This window comes from Neobittarella massiliensis (ex Bilen et al. 2018) (genome assembly GCF_014269355.1).
Taxonomy (GTDB): Bacteria; Bacillota; Clostridia; order Oscillospirales; family Ruminococcaceae; genus Neobittarella; species Neobittarella massiliensis.
This window is the reverse complement of the sequence record NZ_JACOGI010000001.1, coordinates 765,826-784,568: the sequence shown is the minus strand read 5'-3', so window position 1 is coordinate 784,568 and position 18,743 is coordinate 765,826. Positions and strand designations below refer to the sequence as shown.

At 60.1% G+C, this 18,743-nt stretch carries 17 protein-coding genes; 5 read left to right on the top strand and 12 right to left on the bottom strand.

Annotated features, from left to right (window positions below; translation table 11 throughout):
* The first annotated feature begins 11 nt into the window (after positions 1 to 11).
* On the top strand, positions 12 to 2,870 hold the full coding sequence (locus H8K20_RS03585; RefSeq protein WP_186487498.1) for an MBG domain-containing protein: 2,859 nt from the start codon (positions 12 to 14) through the stop codon (positions 2,868 to 2,870).
* Positions 2,871 to 3,244: 374 nt separating this feature from the next.
* On the opposite strand, the gene H8K20_RS03580 is transcribed toward H8K20_RS03585, so the two are convergent.
* A complete protein-coding gene (locus H8K20_RS03580; protein WP_186487497.1) occupies positions 3,245 to 5,776 on the bottom strand; it encodes an excinuclease ABC subunit UvrA in 2,532 nt (843 codons plus the stop codon).
* A 310-nt stretch (positions 5,777 to 6,086) separates the two neighbouring features.
* On the opposite strand from H8K20_RS03580, the gene H8K20_RS03575 reads away from it, so the two are divergent.
* Positions 6,087 to 6,422 carry a transporter gene (locus H8K20_RS03575; RefSeq protein WP_105205640.1) on the top strand — a complete coding sequence of 112 codons (336 nt, stop codon included), beginning with the start codon at positions 6,087 to 6,089 and terminating at the stop codon, positions 6,420 to 6,422.
* A 371-nt stretch (positions 6,423 to 6,793) separates the two neighbouring features.
* On the top strand, positions 6,794 to 7,027 hold the full coding sequence (locus tag H8K20_RS03570) for a helix-turn-helix domain-containing protein (protein WP_105205641.1): 234 nt from the start codon (positions 6,794 to 6,796) through the stop codon (positions 7,025 to 7,027).
* A 168-nt stretch (positions 7,028 to 7,195) separates the two neighbouring features.
* On the opposite strand, the gene H8K20_RS03565 is transcribed toward H8K20_RS03570, so the two are convergent.
* From H8K20_RS03565 to H8K20_RS03540, 6 genes are all read right to left on the bottom strand, one after another.
* On the bottom strand, positions 7,196 to 7,708 hold the full coding sequence (locus H8K20_RS03565) for a hypothetical protein (RefSeq protein ID WP_186487496.1): 513 nt from the start codon (positions 7,706 to 7,708) through the stop codon (positions 7,196 to 7,198).
* Positions 7,709 to 8,050: 342 nt separating this feature from the next.
* Complete coding sequence (locus tag H8K20_RS03560; protein ID WP_186487495.1) at positions 8,051 to 9,217, bottom strand: hypothetical protein; 1,167 nt, start codon at positions 9,215 to 9,217, stop codon at positions 8,051 to 8,053.
* Between the two features lie 611 nt (positions 9,218 to 9,828).
* Positions 9,829 to 10,740, bottom strand: a complete 912-nt coding sequence (locus H8K20_RS03555) for a LytR/AlgR family response regulator transcription factor (protein WP_105205644.1) — start codon at positions 10,738 to 10,740, stop codon at positions 9,829 to 9,831.
* 851 nt (positions 10,741 to 11,591) lie between these two features.
* Positions 11,592 to 11,786, bottom strand: a complete 195-nt coding sequence (locus H8K20_RS03550) for an RpiB/LacA/LacB family sugar-phosphate isomerase (RefSeq protein WP_186487494.1) — start codon at positions 11,784 to 11,786, stop codon at positions 11,592 to 11,594.
* Positions 11,787 to 12,164: 378 nt separating this feature from the next.
* Positions 12,165 to 12,389, bottom strand: coding sequence for a hypothetical protein (locus H8K20_RS03545; protein WP_186487493.1), 225 nt, complete (start codon positions 12,387 to 12,389; stop codon positions 12,165 to 12,167).
* A gap of 140 nt (positions 12,390 to 12,529) precedes the next feature.
* On the bottom strand, positions 12,530 to 13,204 hold the full coding sequence (locus H8K20_RS03540) for a DUF2786 domain-containing protein (protein WP_154865667.1): 675 nt from the start codon (positions 13,202 to 13,204) through the stop codon (positions 12,530 to 12,532).
* 248 nt (positions 13,205 to 13,452) lie between these two features.
* Between H8K20_RS03540 and H8K20_RS03535 the strand changes: the two genes are divergently transcribed.
* The gene (locus H8K20_RS03535; RefSeq protein ID WP_186487492.1) at positions 13,453 to 14,178 is read left to right on the top strand and encodes a DUF3592 domain-containing protein; all 726 of its coding nucleotides are present in this window, start codon (positions 13,453 to 13,455) and stop codon (positions 14,176 to 14,178) included.
* Between the two features lie 672 nt (positions 14,179 to 14,850).
* Here H8K20_RS03535 and ytfJ read toward each other — a convergent pair.
* The 5 genes from ytfJ to H8K20_RS03510 are packed head-to-tail and all read right to left on the bottom strand — an operon-like array spanning position 14,851 to position 17,969.
* Entirely contained in the window at positions 14,851 to 15,291 is a 441-nt protein-coding gene (gene ytfJ, locus H8K20_RS03530) for a GerW family sporulation protein (RefSeq protein WP_186487491.1), read from the bottom strand.
* Between the two features lie 15 nt (positions 15,292 to 15,306).
* The gene (locus tag H8K20_RS03525) at positions 15,307 to 15,963 is read right to left on the bottom strand and encodes a DUF2953 domain-containing protein (protein WP_186487490.1); all 657 of its coding nucleotides are present in this window, start codon (positions 15,961 to 15,963) and stop codon (positions 15,307 to 15,309) included.
* Between the two features lie 54 nt (positions 15,964 to 16,017).
* Positions 16,018 to 16,584, bottom strand: coding sequence for an SMC-Scp complex subunit ScpB (gene scpB / locus H8K20_RS03520; RefSeq protein ID WP_105205654.1), 567 nt, complete (start codon positions 16,582 to 16,584; stop codon positions 16,018 to 16,020).
* Between the two features lie 3 nt (positions 16,585 to 16,587).
* The gene (locus tag H8K20_RS03515; protein ID WP_154865671.1) at positions 16,588 to 17,316 is read right to left on the bottom strand and encodes a segregation and condensation protein A; all 729 of its coding nucleotides are present in this window, start codon (positions 17,314 to 17,316) and stop codon (positions 16,588 to 16,590) included.
* A complete protein-coding gene (locus H8K20_RS03510) occupies positions 17,313 to 17,969 on the bottom strand; it encodes a site-2 protease family protein (protein ID WP_105205656.1) in 657 nt (218 codons plus the stop codon). The genes H8K20_RS03515 and H8K20_RS03510 overlap by 4 nt, the downstream gene beginning before the upstream one ends.
* A 218-nt stretch (positions 17,970 to 18,187) precedes the next feature.
* Here H8K20_RS03510 and H8K20_RS03505 point away from each other — a divergent pair, with 218 nt between their 5' ends.
* Positions 18,188 to 18,727: a GNAT family N-acetyltransferase gene (locus tag H8K20_RS03505; protein ID WP_186487489.1), complete on the top strand. Its 540-nt coding sequence runs from the start codon at positions 18,188 to 18,190 to the stop codon at positions 18,725 to 18,727.
* Positions 18,728 to 18,743: the final 16 nt, after the last annotated feature.

Genomic DNA, 18,743 nt, shown 5'->3' with positions numbered 1-18,743 from the left:
AGAGTCGTAATATGAACCGTTTTGCCAACCGCAAGCAGGCCAGATGTCTTGTTTTTCTGGTCGTGGGGGCGCTTTTACTGGGGTGTTTCCCCCCGTCAGTCAAAGCCGCCGACAGCCAGATGACCACGCTCGACATCTCCAAGGGCAATATCGTCATCGCCGCCGACAGCGTCAGCGGCTACGCCCCGTCGGGGGAGGCGGTCACCCAGCCCGATGCTGCCGGCTACCACATCGTGCAGAGCACTTACGGCACTACCGCCCATACCATCCTCATCAAAAAAGGGGCCGACACCCATATTCTGGCCGATGGCCTGCATATACAGATGGATTATAACAATTATGGCGCGCTCTCCCCCCTGTTTATCGAGCCGGGCGCCTCGCTGCAGCTGACTCTCAAGGGGGAAAACGCATTTTACGGACCGGCCTACAACGCGGGGATCGGCGTCCCGCAGGATACCGACGGTACCATGGCCGAGCTGACGATCGACGGTGACGGCTCCGCCACCTGCTACTCTGCCAAGCGCGGGGCCGGCATCGGCGGCGGCCAGCGGTGCGGCTATACCGAGGCGGCGGGCAAGATCGTCATCAACAGCGGCACCATCACGGCGATCGGCGGGCAGGACGGGAACGGCTACGGCGGCGGCATCGGCAACGCCGAGATCCCCGACAACGCCCCCAATGACTGTGTGATCGTGATAAACGGCGGATCGGTGACCGCCAACGCCGTACAGGCCTCCAGCGGCATCGGCGGCGGCAGATCGTCCAGGGCCTGCAAAGCCGACGTGACCATCAACGGTGGCGTAGTCAGCGCGCAGGGCGCCGGCGATCACGGTATCCGCGCCAACTCCATAGAGATAAACGGCGGCAACGTGATCGCCCTGGATAGCGTCTCTGACGATAACTGGCAGTCCTTCTCCACCCCGCCGCGAAACAGCGACGGCGAGCAGGTAAAGATCGCCTCGGTAGAACTCGGCCCGATCGACTACGGCGCCAGCTGCCAGCTGCAGTCCGGCTCTTTTGCCAGCACCGTTATAAGCAGCAGCAACGGCCGGGTCAACGCGCTCATTCCGCCATCTGAAAACACCGTCCACATCACCACCGCCAAACAAAATGTCTACCGCGTAGACTGGTCCGCTCTCTCGCCCTCAACCCAGATCTCATATCGCCCCTATGCCTTTCCGGTGCTGACCATCGTACCGGACAGCGGTCAGAGCTTTTTCTACGGCGACCCGGCTGCCCCCACTTACAAGCTGTACAGCGGCAGCTCGGTGGTGGCTGACGACCTGGTCACGCTGGACGGCGCGCTCCGTTATGATGCAGAGCACCTCTCTCCCCTGCCCAGCCAGGTGAGCATTTTGCCGGGCTCTATTCGCCGCGTAGCCGGCGACTACTGTATCGAGTTCGACAGCTCGGTCACCTGCCGGATCGAAAAGCGAAAGATCGCTGTATCCGCCGAAGACCTGACCACCCACTACCTGCAGTATAGCCGCTACCAACTGCCGTTTGTGTTTCACCTGGAAGCGGGCAGTCTGTTGGCGGGAGATACGCTGGAAGACGCCTTCTACTTTTCGGCCAAGGATCTCGACTATTTTCCCCCTGTGGGCAGGTACGAAAACACCCAATTTTCTTTTTACAGCGACTATTATGATGTAGAGCTCGTCGGCCCCGGCCCGGCGCTCACCGTCTTAGAAAACAGCTCGCTGCTGCAGGTCGGCGAAACGCTCCGCTTCGGGACCGACGCCGCCGGGGCCCCCATAGAATGGGTGGTCTCCCGGGTGGACGAAAACGGCGCGTATCTCTACTCCAAATGGGTCTACGACGATCTCCCCTACGACCAGATCTCCACCCAGAGATACAGTTACCTGCAGACCGCTTTTCCCTCTCTGGATGCCTGTGACTTCGTCTCTGGCGGCCAGTTGGTCGACAGCCGGTATATAGACGCCTATGCCCCCTCTATCAAAGAGGACTACCGGGCCACCGCCAGCGACCAAACGCCAAAAGCCTACTGGCTCTTTTCTCCCCCGGACGATATCCACGCCGACGGCCCCTATTACGTAGATACCGACGGCAGCATCCGGCAGGCGACAGACAGCGCCTTTACCGCCGGCGTAAGGCTGGCCCTGGAAATAGACATCAACTCCCACACCGTCCCCGGCATCACCCTATCCGATCTGCTGGCTGCCCCGGCCACCTACGGGGATATCGGTCCGGGCGACGCCGTCGGCCAGGTGACCGATAACGCCGTGCTCACCGGGCACCATACCGCCTCTTTCTCGCTGACAGACGGCGAAGGTGCGACCTCGCTGTTCTCCCTGGACCAAAACGGCACCATTTACGCCGAGCAGCGGCTGGCGGCTGGCAGCTACCGCCTCACCGTACAGGCAGTGGACGACACCGGGTATGTAAGCCGGCAGGAGACCGCGTTCACCGTCAAGAAAAAAGAGATTGCGATCACCCCGGCAAGTGACTTCACCATCCAGGTCGGCGACAGCGCCCCAGCCCTCCCCTATACCTATAGCGAGGCCGATCTGCTGCCGGGAGACGTTTTCACCGGAGAACTGGCAGTCGGCGGCGATCTCTCGGAGCCGGGTCAGTATCCCATCACCCTGGGCAGTCTGAGCGCCGGTGACAACTATCGCCTGCTCCTAAACGGGCCCGCCTACCTCACCGTCCGCGAAAAGACTTCACCGCCCGATACCGATACGCCCGACGATACCCCTGCTCCCCCCGACGAGCACAGCGGCGGGCAGCCTGAAACGGCCGCCCCCACCGGCGATACCAGCACCAACGGCAGTATCCGGGCAGCGCTGGTGCTTGCCGCGGCGGGCGCCGCGCTCCTCCTCGGTCAAAAGCGCCGCCAAAAAAGTTAAGCGCTCAGTTTCATTCCAGTAAAAAAAAGAAAAGAGAGCGGGCTCACCAGTGATCTGTACGGTGAGCCCGCTCTCTTTTGACTGCCGACCAGAGGGCCGCCCACATCTGTCTCGTCAGGGGTCCACCAGACAGACCCAGCCCAGCCCAGCCCAGTCCAGCCCGACCCAACCCGACCCAGCCCGGTCCCGCGCCCCTCATTTCTCCGCTCCCGCCGCCCCGCTGTATAGAAAAGCTGGCACCGGCAGCGCTCAAGCCGCACAGTTCCCCGCTCTGCAGTGGCGGCCAACAGCAAGAGAGCGCTCCCCGCACAGGGAGCGCTCTCTTGTTTCTTGCGTCTATCTGTCAAAATACCGGCTCAGCAGACAGGTGCGCGTCAGCTGTCCCGGTCGGCCTCCAGCCAGCTCTGACCGGCTTTTTTCAGGTATTCACCGGTGACGCTCTCCCCGTTCTCGGCGATCTCAGCCGGGGTGCCCACCGCCACGATGCGGCCGCCTTCCTCGCCGCCGCCAGGCCCCATATCGACGATGTAGTCGGCGTTGCGGATCACGTCCAGGTCGTGCTCGATCACAATGACCGTAGCGCCGTTATCGATCAGAGTCCGAAATACGGCGAGCAGCGTCTGCACGTCCAGCGGGTGCAGGCCGATGGTCGGCTCGTCAAACACGAAGATGGTGTCCGACTGCCCCCTGCCCATCTCGCTGGCCAATTTTAGCCGCTGTGCCTCTCCGCCCGACAGGCTGGGCGTCGCCTCGCCCAGGGTCAAATAGCCCAGCCCTAGGCTCTGCAGCACCTGCAGCCGCCGCTGCACCACCTTCAGGTCCGCGCAGGCGCCCAGCGCCGTGCTGATATCCATGGCCATCAGGTCGGGCAGCGCATACTGCTCCCCGGCCCCGTTTTGGTAGCGCACCTGCCCGGCGTCTTTGGCATACCGCGAGCCGCGGCAGTCCGGGCAGGGGATGTCCACATCGGGTAAAAACTGCACGTCCAGGCTGATGACGCCGGTCCCGTCGCAGACCGGGCAGCGCAGCTTACCGGTGTTGTAAGAAAAGTCGCCCGCCCTGTAGCCGCGGTCTTTGGCGGCCGGCGTCTTGGCGTATATCTTGCGCAGCTCGTCGTGCACATTGGCATAGGTGGCCACCGTAGAGCGGACGTTGATGCCGATCGGCGTGGCGTCGATCAGCTTGATCCGGCCGATCCCCTCTGCGCCGATCTCCCGCACGTGCTCCGGCAGTGCACCCCCCGCAATCGCCGCCTCCAGCCCCGGTATCAAGCTCTCTAAGATCAGCGTCGTCTTGCCCGAGCCCGACACGCCGGTCACCACCGTCAGTTTTCCTTTCGGTATATCCACAGAAAGCGGCTTGACCGTGTGGATGGCCGATGTCGCCAGGTGTATCCTGCCGCCGGCAAATACGTCTCCCCCGCTGCCCGGCGTCTGCACCTGCGCGCTGCCCGACAAAAACGGCCCGATCAGCGAGCTGCCGTCGCGCGCCAGCTCTGCTACCGTCCCCTGTGCCACAACGCGGCCACCGTCCGCCCCGGCCTGCGGGCCCATCTCGATGAGCCAGTCCACCTCCGACAGGATCTGTGTGTCGTGGTCCACCAGCAAGACCGAGTTGCCGTCGGCGATCAGGTCGCGCATGACCGCGGTCAGCCCCACGATGTTCGAGGGGTGCAGCCCGATGGAGGGCTCGTCCAGCACGTACAAAACACCGGTGGTGCGGTTGCGCACCGCGCGGGCCAGCTGCATCCGCTGGCGCTCGCCGGTAGACAGCGTAGCCGCCGAGCGGTCGAGGGTCAAATAGCCGAGCCCCAGTTCCATCAGCCGCCTGGCCACCACCGCAAACGACTCGCAGATGCTCTGTGCCATCGGGCGCATCTGCTCCGGCAGAGAGCCCGGCACCTTTTTTACCCACTCCACCAGCTCGGTCAAAGTCATCCGGCAGGCCTCGTCCAGGCCGATCCCGCACAGCTTTGGCGCTCTCGCCGCCGCCGACAGCCGCGTGCCGCCGCAGTCGGGGCACACGCCTTCTTTTAAAAACTTCTCCACCCGCTTCATGCCTTTTTCGTCCTTGACTTTGGCCAAGGCGTTCTCCACCGTGTACACTGCATTAAAGTAGGTAAAGTCCAGCTCGCCGCCGGGCCGGTCGTTTTTAGGCTGGTAGTAAATGTGCTTTTTCACCGCCGGGCCGTTATAGACAATGTCCCGCTCCTGCTCTGTCAGCTCGCAAAACGGCACGTCGGTGCGCACGCCCATCTCCCGGCAAACGTCGGTCATCAGCGACCACATCAGCGATTTCCAGGGCGCCACCGCCCCTTCGTCGATGGTGAGCGTCTCGTCGGGGACCAGCGTCGCCCGGTCCACGGTGCGAACGATCCCCGTCCCGCTGCAGGTGCGGCAGGCCCCTTGGCTGTTAAAGGCCAGCTCCTCGGCCCCGGGCGGGAAAAAGTGCACCCCGCACACCGGGCAGGTCATCTCTTTGCCCGCGGCTACCGCCAGCGTAGGTGGCTGGTAGTGCCCGTTGGGGCAGCGGTGGCTGGCCAGCCGCGAAAACATCAGCCGCAAACTGTTTAGCAGCTCGGTCCCGGTCCCAAACGTGCTGCGGATGCCCGGCACGCCCGGCCGCTGGTGCAGCGCCAGCGAGGCGGGCACGTACAGCACCTCATCCACATCTGCGTGCGCCGCCTGGGTCATGCGCCGGCGGGTGTAGGTCGAGAGCGCATCCAGGTAGCGCCGCGAGCCCTCGGCATAGAGCACCCCCAGCGCCAGCGACGATTTGCCCGAACCCGACACGCCGGTGATACCGACGATCTTATGCAGCGGAATATCCACATCGATATTTTTCAGGTTGTGTACCCGCGCGCCCCGGATCTGTATTTTTTGCGGTATCTCAGTTCTCTCTCTCATAAAAAGTACCTCGTCTTAGATCTCACGTTCATCCTCTATTATACCACACCGCCAAAAGATGAAAATACCGACCTGCCCGCCGCGGCAAAATAAACCGCTCCCCGCCGCGCGCCCCTGGCGGCAAAAGGCTATCCGCCGCCCCAGGTACACCTCTTTTACCGCCCCGCCACAAGTCTCTTTTCCCTTTACCTTCCGCCAAAGCGTGGTATACTGTATGTTGTATACGATACACGGTACATTGGCCCTGGTCGATATCTTCGCCCCGCTGTTTCACCGGCCCCAGCGGCGCCCATCCAAAGGAGCAAGAGAGATGCAAAGTCTTTTTTACCTGTGCGCCGCACTGTCTGTCGGCGTCATCTGCGGAACAGTGGCCGGCGGTGTCACCCGCGGCACCCGGCAAAAAAAGTATACCGACGAGCAGGTCAAACGGGGGCTGCGCTTTTGGAAGATGGGCTCCCGGATACTGACCTATATCACCTTTGTCTTTCTGGCGCTGGGTTTTATCTGGTGCGTCTATTTTCTGGTCCTCGGCGCGGTCTCCCCCAGCCACACCGAGTACGCCGACAACATGTCCGAGCTGATCGTATCGGTGCTGACCGTAGTCTCTATCGCCTTTGCCTTTTACGAGTTCATTCGCCGCAAATAGCGCGCCCAGTAGCCCATTCCCGCCGCCCCGGCAAGAGGAATATATGCAGCAAAATAAGTACCGCACAGCGCAATACTGCTGTGCGGTGCTTTTTTGTTGCCTGCAGCTGTCTGCTGTCTCCCGATACGCCTGTTTTGCAGTCTTTCACCGGCCCGGTAAAGGTGCTTTTGCCCCCGCTTCTATGCAGTTGAGCACCCCCGCGCACCGCTGTGTGCCCGCTCGTCTCTTTTTCGCAAAAAACGAAAAGTTTGTCATCAGAGCTGAGACCTCCCTCAGATTTGACGGCTTTACCGTAAGTACGTAATGAGCGCCGAGGACCTCATTACTTCTGATCGATCAGAATCAGTAAGCCTCCGAGAGGAGGTGAAAACATGAAAAGTCACGAGAGCTTTGGTAAGCTGGTGCGCGCCTATCGCAAGAGCCATCACCTGAGCCAACAGGATATGGCCGAGCTCTGTAACGTCTCGATATGCTACTACCAGCGCATCGAGCACGGAAAAGCCAATCTCGGTCTTGATCTGGCCATCTATATCGCCGCCGCACTCGACATCAGTCTCGACGAGCTAAAGCAAAACGTACATGTACTGCCGCTCCTCTTCGTCTAGGGCGGTCCCCAAAAACGGCCGTGAACAGAGGGTGTCGCCAGCGGGCGGTGCCCTCTGTTCTCTCTGTGCCTTTAAGCAGCTCTGCGCCGCTTTTAACCTCCGCCTGCCCCTTTGGCCCGCCGGTCCATCATGCCCCTACCGCCTGTGCCCTGCGGGCGCGATATCCCGCTAGTTAGCCGTCCGGTAGCGCTTGTGGGGCACGTTTGCGCGGTCCTCTTTAAAGCCCACCAGCAATTCGTGGCCGCTGCGCCCCTGCATCTCCTCTATCAGCTGTGCCGTGGTCTGTACGGCAGTATCTTCCCCCGGTGCCCCCGCTGCAAAATCGCGCAGGAGAGGTCGGTTGCCAAAACTGACATACTGCTCCACCGTGTAGGCACTGCGGGTACCGGCCAATATCCACCTGGCAAACTCATCCGGCTCAAAAGGCCGGTTTTTACTCTTGTAGTGCGTGCCTTCCTCCAGCGCCTTCAGGGCGTACTGCTGCGCCAGTTCCTGCATCTCCTCCCACGTGTACGCCAGTTTCAGTGGGTCGGTCTGCAAAACGGCCCAAAAGTGTTTGGGAACGGGGTTTCCCGCCTTTCCCCGGGTCAGCAAAGTCGATGAGCTCACATTCACACAAGGAATAAAAATGCCTTGTTCGAGCCAAAAAAAACGGCGCGCGTAGTAGATGCGATAAGTCAACGCCAAGTCCCCCTATCATAAAGTCTGCCCATATGGTACCAGCCGATCCCGATTTTTACAAAATGTATACCTTTTCGATTTAGTACCCCTTTATTTTAATCGCAAAAGCGGCGAAAAGTGTCTAAATATAGAGCACGATAGATGCGATAAAACGCTTTTTCTGTCAGTTTTTACCGCGCTGCATCGTCTCCTGTCGCTCTCGCCTGTGCCGCCGTCAAAACTCGGCATAAAAACAGGGCGGAGCCATCGCCCCGCCCGCTACATGCAGCCGCATATCCGCACCCGCTCACCACCGGCCATACCCCCATAAAAAAGGGGCCCGCCCACGGCAGGCCCCCTTGATCAGATCTGGTCAAAAATGAGCTCGCAGCCCTCGGGCGCCATCTTAAAAAGATCCTCCGCCCGGTAAGAGGCCAGCACCGTCTCGTGCCGTCCATCAAAAATGACCATCATATCTTTGGCCCCGTCTGTCCACTCGCAAATGTGCAAACTGGCCCCGGTACTCTCAAGTGTTTGAGCTATCTCGTAAAGTCCGTTTCCATGTCCGGCTCCCCGCGTCGTGTTGCCGGGCCGGCCCAGTTCAAACAGCACCGCCGGCAAAAAGGGTTCGCCGGTGTCGCCGACGGTAATGCTGTAGTCGCCGCCCAGGTACCCCAGTATCAGCGAGATATCTCTCACGGGCCGGTCTTTAACTGCCCGGCAGGCGTTTCTCATCAAATTTCCGATCAGCGAGAGCAGCGCTCGCTCCGGTATGATGTGCTCCCGTACCAAAACATCTATCGGTTCGCGCACATTCACCGTCAACATTCCTTTTACGCTGTCCACCAGATCGAAAAAGTGTTCCACTTGAAAGTCGAGCGCCAGCAGCCCCGTGTCGATAGACTCTCTGTTTTGCTGCATGTCGTTCTTCCTCGTTTCTTCGCCCTGCTCCTCGGTCAGACGGGCGATCTCCTCGATCCAGGCCCGCCGTTCCTCCGGTGCTATCGAGCCCAGCTCGATCCCTCTGGCCATCGTCTTGGCCATACCGCGCAGGGCCGGGATCACCGCCGCGTCGCGGTGCATCTTTCGCGCCAGGTCCTCACTTTTCCTCTGCGCGTCGCGCAGTTCCTCCCTCACCACCTTCGCCCTGTATTTGTCTTTGGTCCAGCTAATGATCGTTGCGATCATCAATATGACCAGCAGGAAGAACAGAAAATAGTCTTTTGGACTTATCGAGGTCTCCATCCCGGTGCGCAGCGTTCCCAGCGACAGGTACGACAAAACAGCAATCATCGAGGCCAGCACAGCCACCACATGAAAGTGGTATGAGAGCAGTTCTCTCATGATGCGAAACAGTTTTACGCGCACCGCCAGCCAATATGTAGCAAGCTCGGCCACCGTCGATAGGAGCACCACCAGGTCCATTTTCAAGTGGAGTGTCGCACCAATAGCTGCAACGAGCAGCGCACAGATAAATCGAATAGCTACGACTGCCACCACCGAGACCACTGCGTGCGTATATGGGGCCATCCTAAATAATTTTCTATACCGCGTGGCCGAAAAATAGGCTCCGCCAAGTACGGATAAAAGCACATAGACGATGACCGATGGAAGAGAGAAGTGATCTTTCCCATATGCCACCACGATAGCGAGCACAGAAAAAGCACCCATCTCAAAAACGTTTTTAAGTCTGAGCCGCATAGCACAGCTGTCTTCGCAGAGATTGAGAAGTATCCAGTACAGCCCCGCACCAAACGCTATTAAGTCCAAAACATCAGTAAATGCTTTCACAGTCAAATCCTCTTTGTCGATGATTGACTATAATTATAACATATAAAAGAAAAGGAGGGGTAACCCCTCCCTTACGCTCTAACCATATGTTTAGATGCGGCCAATGATCTCGCACACCATGTGCATCCATCTCTGCAACCAGCTCATCTCTTCGCCCCCTTCCGGTGATCCTCACTTGTCTTCCTGCAAGTTAAAATTACCTTTGGGGGCCGCGTAGCTCTCCGCATTGCCGGTGCGCGGTCAGCCGTTTCTCTGCTCAGCAGTGCTCACTATGTGCAATTTTTACACAGCCATTAAAAAAAGCCGGCCCTCAAACGAGGGCCGGCTCTCGGCATCTCTCTATCTCAAACTCAAAACAGTCCCAGGTCTCTGCCCAGGCGCTTGGCGAACAAAATAATAAAAGACCGCACCGGGTTCTCCTCCATGCTCAACAGCTCTACCGAAGCATATTTTTCCAGCGCCTCGGTGTGGTCTTTGGCCCCGCCCAAGGCCTGCTCCAACACTCTCTGCATACCGCCCACAAAGCTGGTGTACACCACCTGTTCCCGCCGCCGCACCTGTGTGATAATATCCGATACGTACCGCTCGGGATTGTGCGCGCAGGCGGGTTCGTTTTTCATCTTTACCACCAGTGCCGTTATGGTATCCCGCAGTCTATGCGTCCCCACCTTGGTCACCGGGCAGCCGATCTCGATCAGTCTTTCCTCCACCACGCCGGCTATCTCTGCCGCTGGGTCCGCCGGCTGCTTTTCCAAGTCGGCGCTGGCCGGCACGGTCTCCTCGGCCACCGGTCCTGCGGTGGCAAGCTCGCGCTCGCGCCGGTTGCGCCGCTCGCGGTCCTGCAGCTTGTACGGGGCAAACCGCAACAGCTGTACAGCCACCAGCGGCGGGCCATAATCCGCCCTGCTCTTTTCCAGTACGTAATCAATGCCGATACCCCGCGCGTATTTTACCGCCGCCGAATCGGAACGGTTGTTGGTGGTCACCAAAATAATGGGGCGGTCTGCCGGCGCCAGATGTTGCAGGTGCTCCAAAATATCCATACCGTCGCCTTCTCTCAGTTCCAGGTCCAGTACCAGCGCGTCAATAAAGGTGTGCGCCCGCAAATAGGTGATGGCCTCTGTTGCATTGTCCACCACCGCCACGATCTCAAACTGCTTTTGGGCGGCCAGATACCGGCGCAGCTCATCGGCCTCCAGCGCGTTGTCCTCAACGATCATCACCCGCAGCACCAGGTTTGTCGGCTTTCTCAATACGGCCACAATAACCCACACCTTTCGTACGCCTGTTATCTGTCATATATTATAAAATTTACGCAACTATCTTACAATACTACCGCGCACGATTTGTGGCTTTGTACCCAGGGATTGCCGGCAAACTTGTAAACTATCTCCTCCATATCCCACTCGGTCATAAAGTATATCGTCTGATCGCGTTCTATCCCACGCAGTACCCACAGTTGGCCCACCGCTCCGGCCCGATACCGCCCCACACAGATACCCGCGACCGGTATTTGTCCCCGTACCCCCAAAAGAGCCCGTTTCCCCGCCGGGCTCCGCCCCCTCCCGCTCTCTTTTGGGGGCTACCCTGCCGGCTCTACCCGCTGGCTGCCCCCATTTTCTCCGCCTGTTCATGGCCCCACTTTGACCGATCCCCCATCAAAAAAAGGGCCGCCACTGCAGCAGCGCCCCATGTCAAAATTCTGATAGCCCCCGGCAAAAAACACTTGCCGCCTGTGCTCTGGCTGGAAGTCTCCCGCTCTGTGCGCCGCTGGCTGTGTCACCTGCTCCCCGTCACAGCCATTTTTCACCGCGCACGCATGCACGTCCTCCCGCGCCAGAGGAGACTGTAAAAGGCTCGGTCCACCCGCACCAGCACCCCTGCCAGCGTCTGCCCAGCCGCGCCGCCAAGGTCTTTTAGCCCCTCTCGGTGCCTGGCTATTTGCGCGCGGCGTCAAATAGCCCTCAAAACGCGCCCAGCGCGCCCTGAAAGCCGATCCCCGCCGCCCAGCCAAACCTTGGCCCCAGCAGGCACGAGATCGTGTTGCCACCATGGATGCGCCAAAGCAAAGAAGTGTCCGCCCGGTCGGCCGCACATAACGCCCGGCAAACTGTCACAGGCATCCTATCCCCCCGCCCACCGAGCATCCCGTCACCACAAACTCAATCACCCGACTGCAAAACAGCACGCTCACGCCGTGCGCCAGTTGCATCTGTACATACGAAAAGGCGGTGCTTTCGCCCTCGAGCACGCCCAGACCGGTGACCGCGCCCCCCTGCCCGGCCACCACCTTTTTTGCACGCTGCACACTGTATACTGTACACCTCATACCGTACACAGTACCAGCCACGCGCAGCGCCTTTTCTCTGGCTGTGAGCACCCCTGTATAACAGTTATCTTTATCCTATCCCACCGCCCGACAAGCACCCCGTCATCACAAACTCAGTCACCCAGCTGCAAAGCAGCACGCTCACACCGTGCGCCATCTGCGTCTGCGTATACAAAAAAGCGGCGCTTTCGCCCTCGAGCACGCCCAAATCGGTGACCGACCCCTGCCCGGCCACCGCCTTCTTTGCACACTGCACACTGCAAACTGTATACTGTACACCTCATACCGTACACAGTACCAGCCATGCGCAGCGCCTTTTTTCTGGCCGTGAGCACCTCTATACAACGGCTGTTTTTATCATGTCCTCCCGCCCACCGAGCACCCCGTCATCACAAACTCAATCACCCGGCTGCAAAGCAGCGCGCTCACGCCGTGCGCCATCTGCATCTGCGTATACAAAAAGGCGGCGCTTTCGCCCGCGAGCACGCCCAGACCGGTGACCGACCCCTGCCCGGCCACCGCCTTTTCTGCACACTGCAAACTGTATACTGTACACTTCACACCGTACACAGTACCAGCCACGCGCAGCACCTTTTCTCTTGCCCTGAGCATCCCTGTATAACGGCTGTCTTTATCATATCCCCTGCCACGGCCGCGGCGCCCACCTGCACCCCAGCTCCCATCAGCGCCCGCCCAGGTACAGGCGTCGCTACGCCCGTCGACTATTCTCCCAGCAGCTTTTTGGTCCGGTACTTCTTTCCCTTACGGTAGCCCTCCTGGTATTTCTCCTGGTCGGCGGTGCGAAATTCAGTCCGTTTCCACTTCAGGTGCAGGCTCAAATACGCCTTGTTCACCTCATCCGAGGGAACCACCATCAGCTCCCACTTGTTTTCCTGTACCTGGGCGGCCAGCGCCTTGTCGATGCCGTCTAAAAAGCCCAAAACAAAGCTGTCCCGCTCGATCTTGGCCCGCGCCTTCGAGTAGTGGCCGCTCGCCCGCCGCTCCTTATCCCGCTTGCGCATCTCCCCCAAATACTTGTTTAAGATCTTGAGCACGTCGTTGTACACCGCCGCCGAAATCCTGGCGTCTATCCGCTCCCCCAAAAAGGTGATGGCTCTCTTTCCGTCCGATTTTCTGCGGCTCACAAAGCCCTTGGTGCGAAAATTCTCGCTGATGATCTGGCCCAGCTGCTGGTGATAGTAGCAGATATTGCCCGACCAATAGGCGTATTCCCGCACGATGTCGCCGTCGTCCTCCTCGCCCGGCACCATGTCCAGGTGGTACTTGGCCATCAGCTCCTGCGCCTTGAGCAGCGCTCTCTCCGCCTCTTCAGGGGAGGGGTTGTTCCCCGCCAAACGCAAGAGCTTTAGCACTCTCTTTTCAATTTTGCTCTGCATAGTCCGGCTCCTCCCCTCATACCAAAAACAGTATACCACATTCTGTCCCCGCCCCACGCAAAAAAAGGCGGGCTTTCTCCTTTTTCGCTCCTCCGCCGGTCGGGCGCGGCCCTTTTCACCTGCCCGGCCCAGCTCTTTACCGCCGCGCCCCGCTTTTCCCGCGCAATATTTTGGTCTGCGCCCAAATATGGTATAATTCAAATAGGTACGCCGCTCACCGTACCCATCTCCCAAAAAGTGGTGGTAGCATGTTCAAAAAAATAAGGATCGGCCTGCCGCTGCGAGCCATCCTCGCCATCGGCCTGATCCTGCTCTCGGTACTGAGCGGAGTCTTTCTCTTTATCCTGGGGATAAAAGAGACCGTCTCCACCCACCGCCAGGCGCAAAATTATCAAACTGTCACCGGCTATCTCTACAGCTACATACCGGAGACCGGCAGCGAGCCCCACTCCGCACACCGGCAGCGCAACGCCACCTCCTTTTATCTGGTCTACCGCTACACGGTAAACGGGCAGGACTACACCGTCGCCACCGACTACAGCACCGGCGCTCTGCCCGAGGTCGGCAGCCAAAAGCAGATCCGCTACGACCCCAGCGACCCACAAAACGCCCTGATCGTGGGCCCCGATCGCGGTGGCATCCTGCTGTTTGCCGGCGCCATGTTCGCCGGTATCCCGCTTGCGTTGGCGCTGGCCGTCTTTATCGTCTTAAAGAGCAAAAAAGAAAAGAGCTCCATCGATGTCGTCGGGGCCACCTTTGGCCTGCTCTTTGTCCTGTTCAGTTACGGGATGATGTACATGGCCAGCGGAACATATACCCCGCTGGGTATCTGGCGTTTTTACACCCGTTCCTTTTCCCCCATGCTGCTCATACTGCCGCTGCTCACCGCCGCCGGTCTCTTTGTGCTGGTAAAAAGTCTCTTCTTCGCCGCGCCCCGCCGGGGCCGCTCCCAAAAGCGTGCGGCGCGCCGGTAACGTGGCCGCTGTTTTGCTCTCATCGGCCGCTCTGCAGCAGCGCTTCGCCCCAGGCGGAGCGCTTTCTCTTTATACCGTGCTCCCACATCAGACCACATCGGCGCACCCAGCGGCAACGCACCGCCCAACTGCCTTATCCTCCTCCGCCCGGGCGCGCTGCCGGCGGCCAGACCACACAGCAGCCGTTTTAGCCCCGCACAGCCATCCATAGCCGCCGTGCCCGTCTTTTATCGGCACCGCGGCAGCCACCGACCGACGACACAGCGCCCCGGTCCACGCCGGCGCTCCCCGGCCCCTACGATACCCCTGTTGCCAGCAAATGCCACGTGCTGCCGCCGAATGCCCGCTAGGCGGCAAAACATCCACCACCCCGTCTCTCCACTGCCTACTGCTCCACTGCACAGAGCGCCCAGTCACCACCTGTTCGCACCGCCAGCCGATGCCGCCCATTTCCCCCGCGCCCCGGTTTTTACACGTTTATACACCGTGCATTGCAGAACAAACACTGCAAACTGTACTCCACATTCCACATTTCACATTCTACATTCCACACTCTATATTCTGTACTCTATCTACCGCATATCACAGACCACACACCGCACACCAAAAGCGGGCCTGTACACCTCCCCATCAGGGGGTGCAGGCCCGCTCTCACCGTAACTGTATAGCGCCTCAGCTCTCCTGCTGGGGCTCCTGCTGAGGCTTGTCCGCTGCCGATCGTGCCGGCGGCGGCGCCTTCTTGTCTTTTTTGCCGTCCACCAGGCTGGTCACCTTGTCCACCACATCCGGCACCATGCTCACCAGCCGATCGGCGGTGGTGTCCGACTTTTTGGTGAACTCCATCAGCCGCACATCGCCCTTGTTGACCACCAAAAAGCCGATGGGCGAGACCGACAGACCGCCGCCGCTGCCGCCGCCGAACATGTCTTTTTGCACCTTGGTGGGCAGGTCGCTGCCGCCCGAGGCAAAGCCGATCGACACCTTCGACACCGGTATGATCACACAGTCCTCCCCCATGCGGATGGGGTCGCCGATGACCGTGTTGCCGTCGATCATCTCGCGTATTTTGTTCATGGCCGAATCGATCAGCCCCTGAATGGGATGTTCACTCATGATTTTTGCCCCTTTCTATCTCTGTGCCGGTCTGCTGTCCGGCTCGCGTTTTATCTCCGGCGCCGCCTGTCGGCGCTGTCTCATATTTTTGAGCAGCCGCACCGCCACAACAGCGGCGGTCACTAGCAGTATAACAGGAAGTGCCCACAGGCGAAAGCCCAGTTTGAAAAAAAAGCCCTCTTCCGCAAAGTCCGGCTCCAGCTCCACCCGGCGGTAACGGGTGTCAAACACCGACGACACGAGCCCCAGCACCGGCCACAAAACAGCGTTTATCTGCCCGTACAGCACCGCCGTCTGGTCCGGCTCCTCAGCCCCTACCCGGGCATACAGCTCCACTCTGCGCAGGTGGATATGCCGGGTCAAAAAGCGCAGCCCGTGCAGCGTCGAGCCCAGCATGTCCAAAATAAAGCCCAGGTCCATCTTTTTTTTGCCGCCGTCCCCGCCGCGGCCGCCCTTCTTCCCGGCAGCGGCCGCCAGCTCGTCCTCCTCGAGCTCCTCGGCCTCTTTGGCCTCCTTGCCCGGGTAGAGGGGAAAGCGCAAAAACAGGTAGTGCAGCTCTACCTGCTGGCTGTCCGGGTCGGCCTGCACCCGCACCTGCAGGGGGATGAGCAGCGCCGCTACCAGCAGTATGAGCAGGCCCAGCAGCACATAACCCAAAATGCGAAAAAACATGCAGCCACTCCCCTCTCTGCTGGCGGTGCACCGCCTGGCGCCGTGCGTTTTTTTCTAGCTCTCGGTCTCCGGCTCTGCCGTCTCTGCCCCGTCGCCGTCCTCCGGCGGCAAAAAGTCGCGCACCGGCGGCAGCTGCTCGATCGACGACAGCCCAAAACAGCGCAAAAAGTTCTCAGTGGTCTTATAGGCGATGGGCCGCCCCGGCAGGTCCAGTCGGCTGTGCTCCTCCACCAGCCCCTTATCGCACAGGTTCGATACGATAGAGGACGAGTCGATGCCCCGCACCTGCTCAATAAACGAGCGGGTCACCGGCTGGTTGTAGGCGATGATGGCCAGCACCTCCATGGCCGCCTGCGACAGCGGCGTGTTGCGCCGCACCTCCAGCGCCTGGCGCACCTGCGGGGCAAACTGGTTTTTGGTGGCCAGCTGGTAACTGTCCTGCAATTTTAAAAGCACCGTGCCCCGGCCCGGCTTTTCGCACTCGTCGGCGATCATGGTCAGCACTCTCTGGATGGTGGGCAGCTCAATATCCAGCACCTCGGCCAGCCGCTTGGCCGCCACCGGTTCCCCGCTGGCAAACAGTATGGCCTCCACCGCGCCTTTTGCAAAATCTATGTCCATCGCCTATCCCCTCTCGGCCCGGCGGCCGGTCTTTTTCAGGGTGATCTCCCCCTCGTCGTCCAGCCTTATACGGCCGCCCTTTATCAGCTCCAGCAGCGCCAAAAAGGTGGCCACGTTCTCGGTCTTTTCGTACTTCTTCGAAAACAGCGCCTCATAGCGCAGCTTGGCCCCCACCTTCAGCCGCCGCAGCACGAACAAAATGCGCGACGAGACCGACACCACCCGCTTGGCCACAATGCCCGAAAAACTCTTTTTGGGCGGGGCCTGCCGCACCAGCAGCTTTCCCTTCAGCGCCGCCAAGGCCAACAGCAGCTGCTCGGTGTCGTGGCGGCGGGTGTAGGGCAGCGCCCCCGGCGGGGCCGGCTGCGGCGCGCGCACAAACAGATCGCTTTCCCCGCCGCGGTCCCTCAGGTGGGCCGCTATCCGCCGGCACAGCTGGTACTCGATCAGCTGGCCCTGCAGCTCGGTCTTCAGCTGCTCCTTCTCCTCCTCGCGGCGGGGCAGCAGCATCACCGTCTTCATGTACACCAGCCGCGAAGCCATCTCTAAAAAGTCGCCGGTCAGGTCCATATCGATGCGCTGGGCGTCGTTCATATAGGCCATATACTGGTCTACCAGCTCAATGATATTGATGTCGTACAGGTCCAGTTTGTGTTTCGAGATCAGGTGCAAAAGCAGGTCCAGCGGCCCCTCAAACGCATTTTGCGGCAGTAAAAAGGTCAGCTCGCTCATAGCAGCCGCACCAATATATCCACATAGCCGGTCAAAAAGTCGAGTCCCCCGTAAAGCAGCCGCGACAGAAACGACAGCGGTGTGCTCAAAATGCCGGTAAACAGCAAAAAGAACACGGCCAGCATGATATAGCGCTCGTACTGCATGATGCGGTAATAGGTCTGCTGGGGCAGCACCAGCTGCAGGATCTTCGAGCCGTCCAGCGGCGGGATGGGCAGCAGGTTAAACACCGCCAGCGAGATGTTCAGCAGGATCACCATCTGCAAAATGGCAAAAATGCCCCACACCGCCTGGGAGGAGCCGTAGCTCAAAAACAGCCCGGCGCCCAACTTGTAAAAGATCATAAAAATGTAGGCCAGCAAAATGTTCGAGGCCGGTCCGGCCAGGGCCGACAGGGCTGTGCCCACCCGCGGGTTCTTATAGCGGTAGGGGTTTATGGGCACCGGCTTGGCCCAGCCCACCCCGGCCACCAGAATGCACAGGCTGCCCATCAGGTCCAGGTGGGCAAAAGGGTTTAAAGTCAGCCGTCCCATGTTTTTGGCCGTGGGGTCGCCCAATTTGTCCGAGGCCCAGGCATGGGCCGCCTCGTGCACCGGCAAAGCGGTAAACAGCACGATGACCTTGGTGAATAGACCGATGATAAAACTTGACATAAGCAGGTATTCTCCTATACGATAAGGGCGGCGGCGCCCCCTGTTATAGCGCGCTCTCAGTCGCAGTATGGGTCAAAATCGGCCCGCCAAACCGCGCGGGCCACACCTACTATAGAGTATAGCAATTTGGCGCCAAAAACACAATACCGCCCGCCGCCGGCCCGGTCACCCACCGCCGGCCGCACGGGCGGTCCAGTATCGGAAAAAGGTGACTGTATATGCAGATACGCCCCCTGCTGCCGGGCGACGACCCGGCGGCGGTAAGCCGTGTGTACGAACAGAGCTGGCAAACAGCCTACCGCGGCATCATCCCCAGCGCCTATCTCGACGCCATCCCCGCCGGCAACTGGTGCCGGGCAGTCACCGCCACCGACCGGCACACGCTGGTGCTCGTCAGCGACGGGCAGATCGTCGGCACCAGCGCCTACTGCGCCGCCCGCAGCGAGCAGATGGCCGGCTGGGGCGAAGTCATCAGCCTCTACCTGCTGCCGGGCTACTGCCGCCGGGGCCTGGGTACCGGCCTGCTCAGGGCGGCGGTGGCGGGCCTGGCGCAGCTGGGCTTTGCCGATGTCTACCTGTGGGTGCTGGCACAAAACCAGCCGGCGCGCCGTTTTTACCAAAAATTTGGTTTTGCCGACAGCGGCATCTGGCAGCAGCAGTGCATCGGCGGCCGCTCACTGCGCGATCTGATCTACACCTGTCACCTTCCCCCCAACAGCGCCAAACAGCCAAATGCAGGCCCCGCTGCCGGGCCCTGAGCACCGCCCTCCGGCT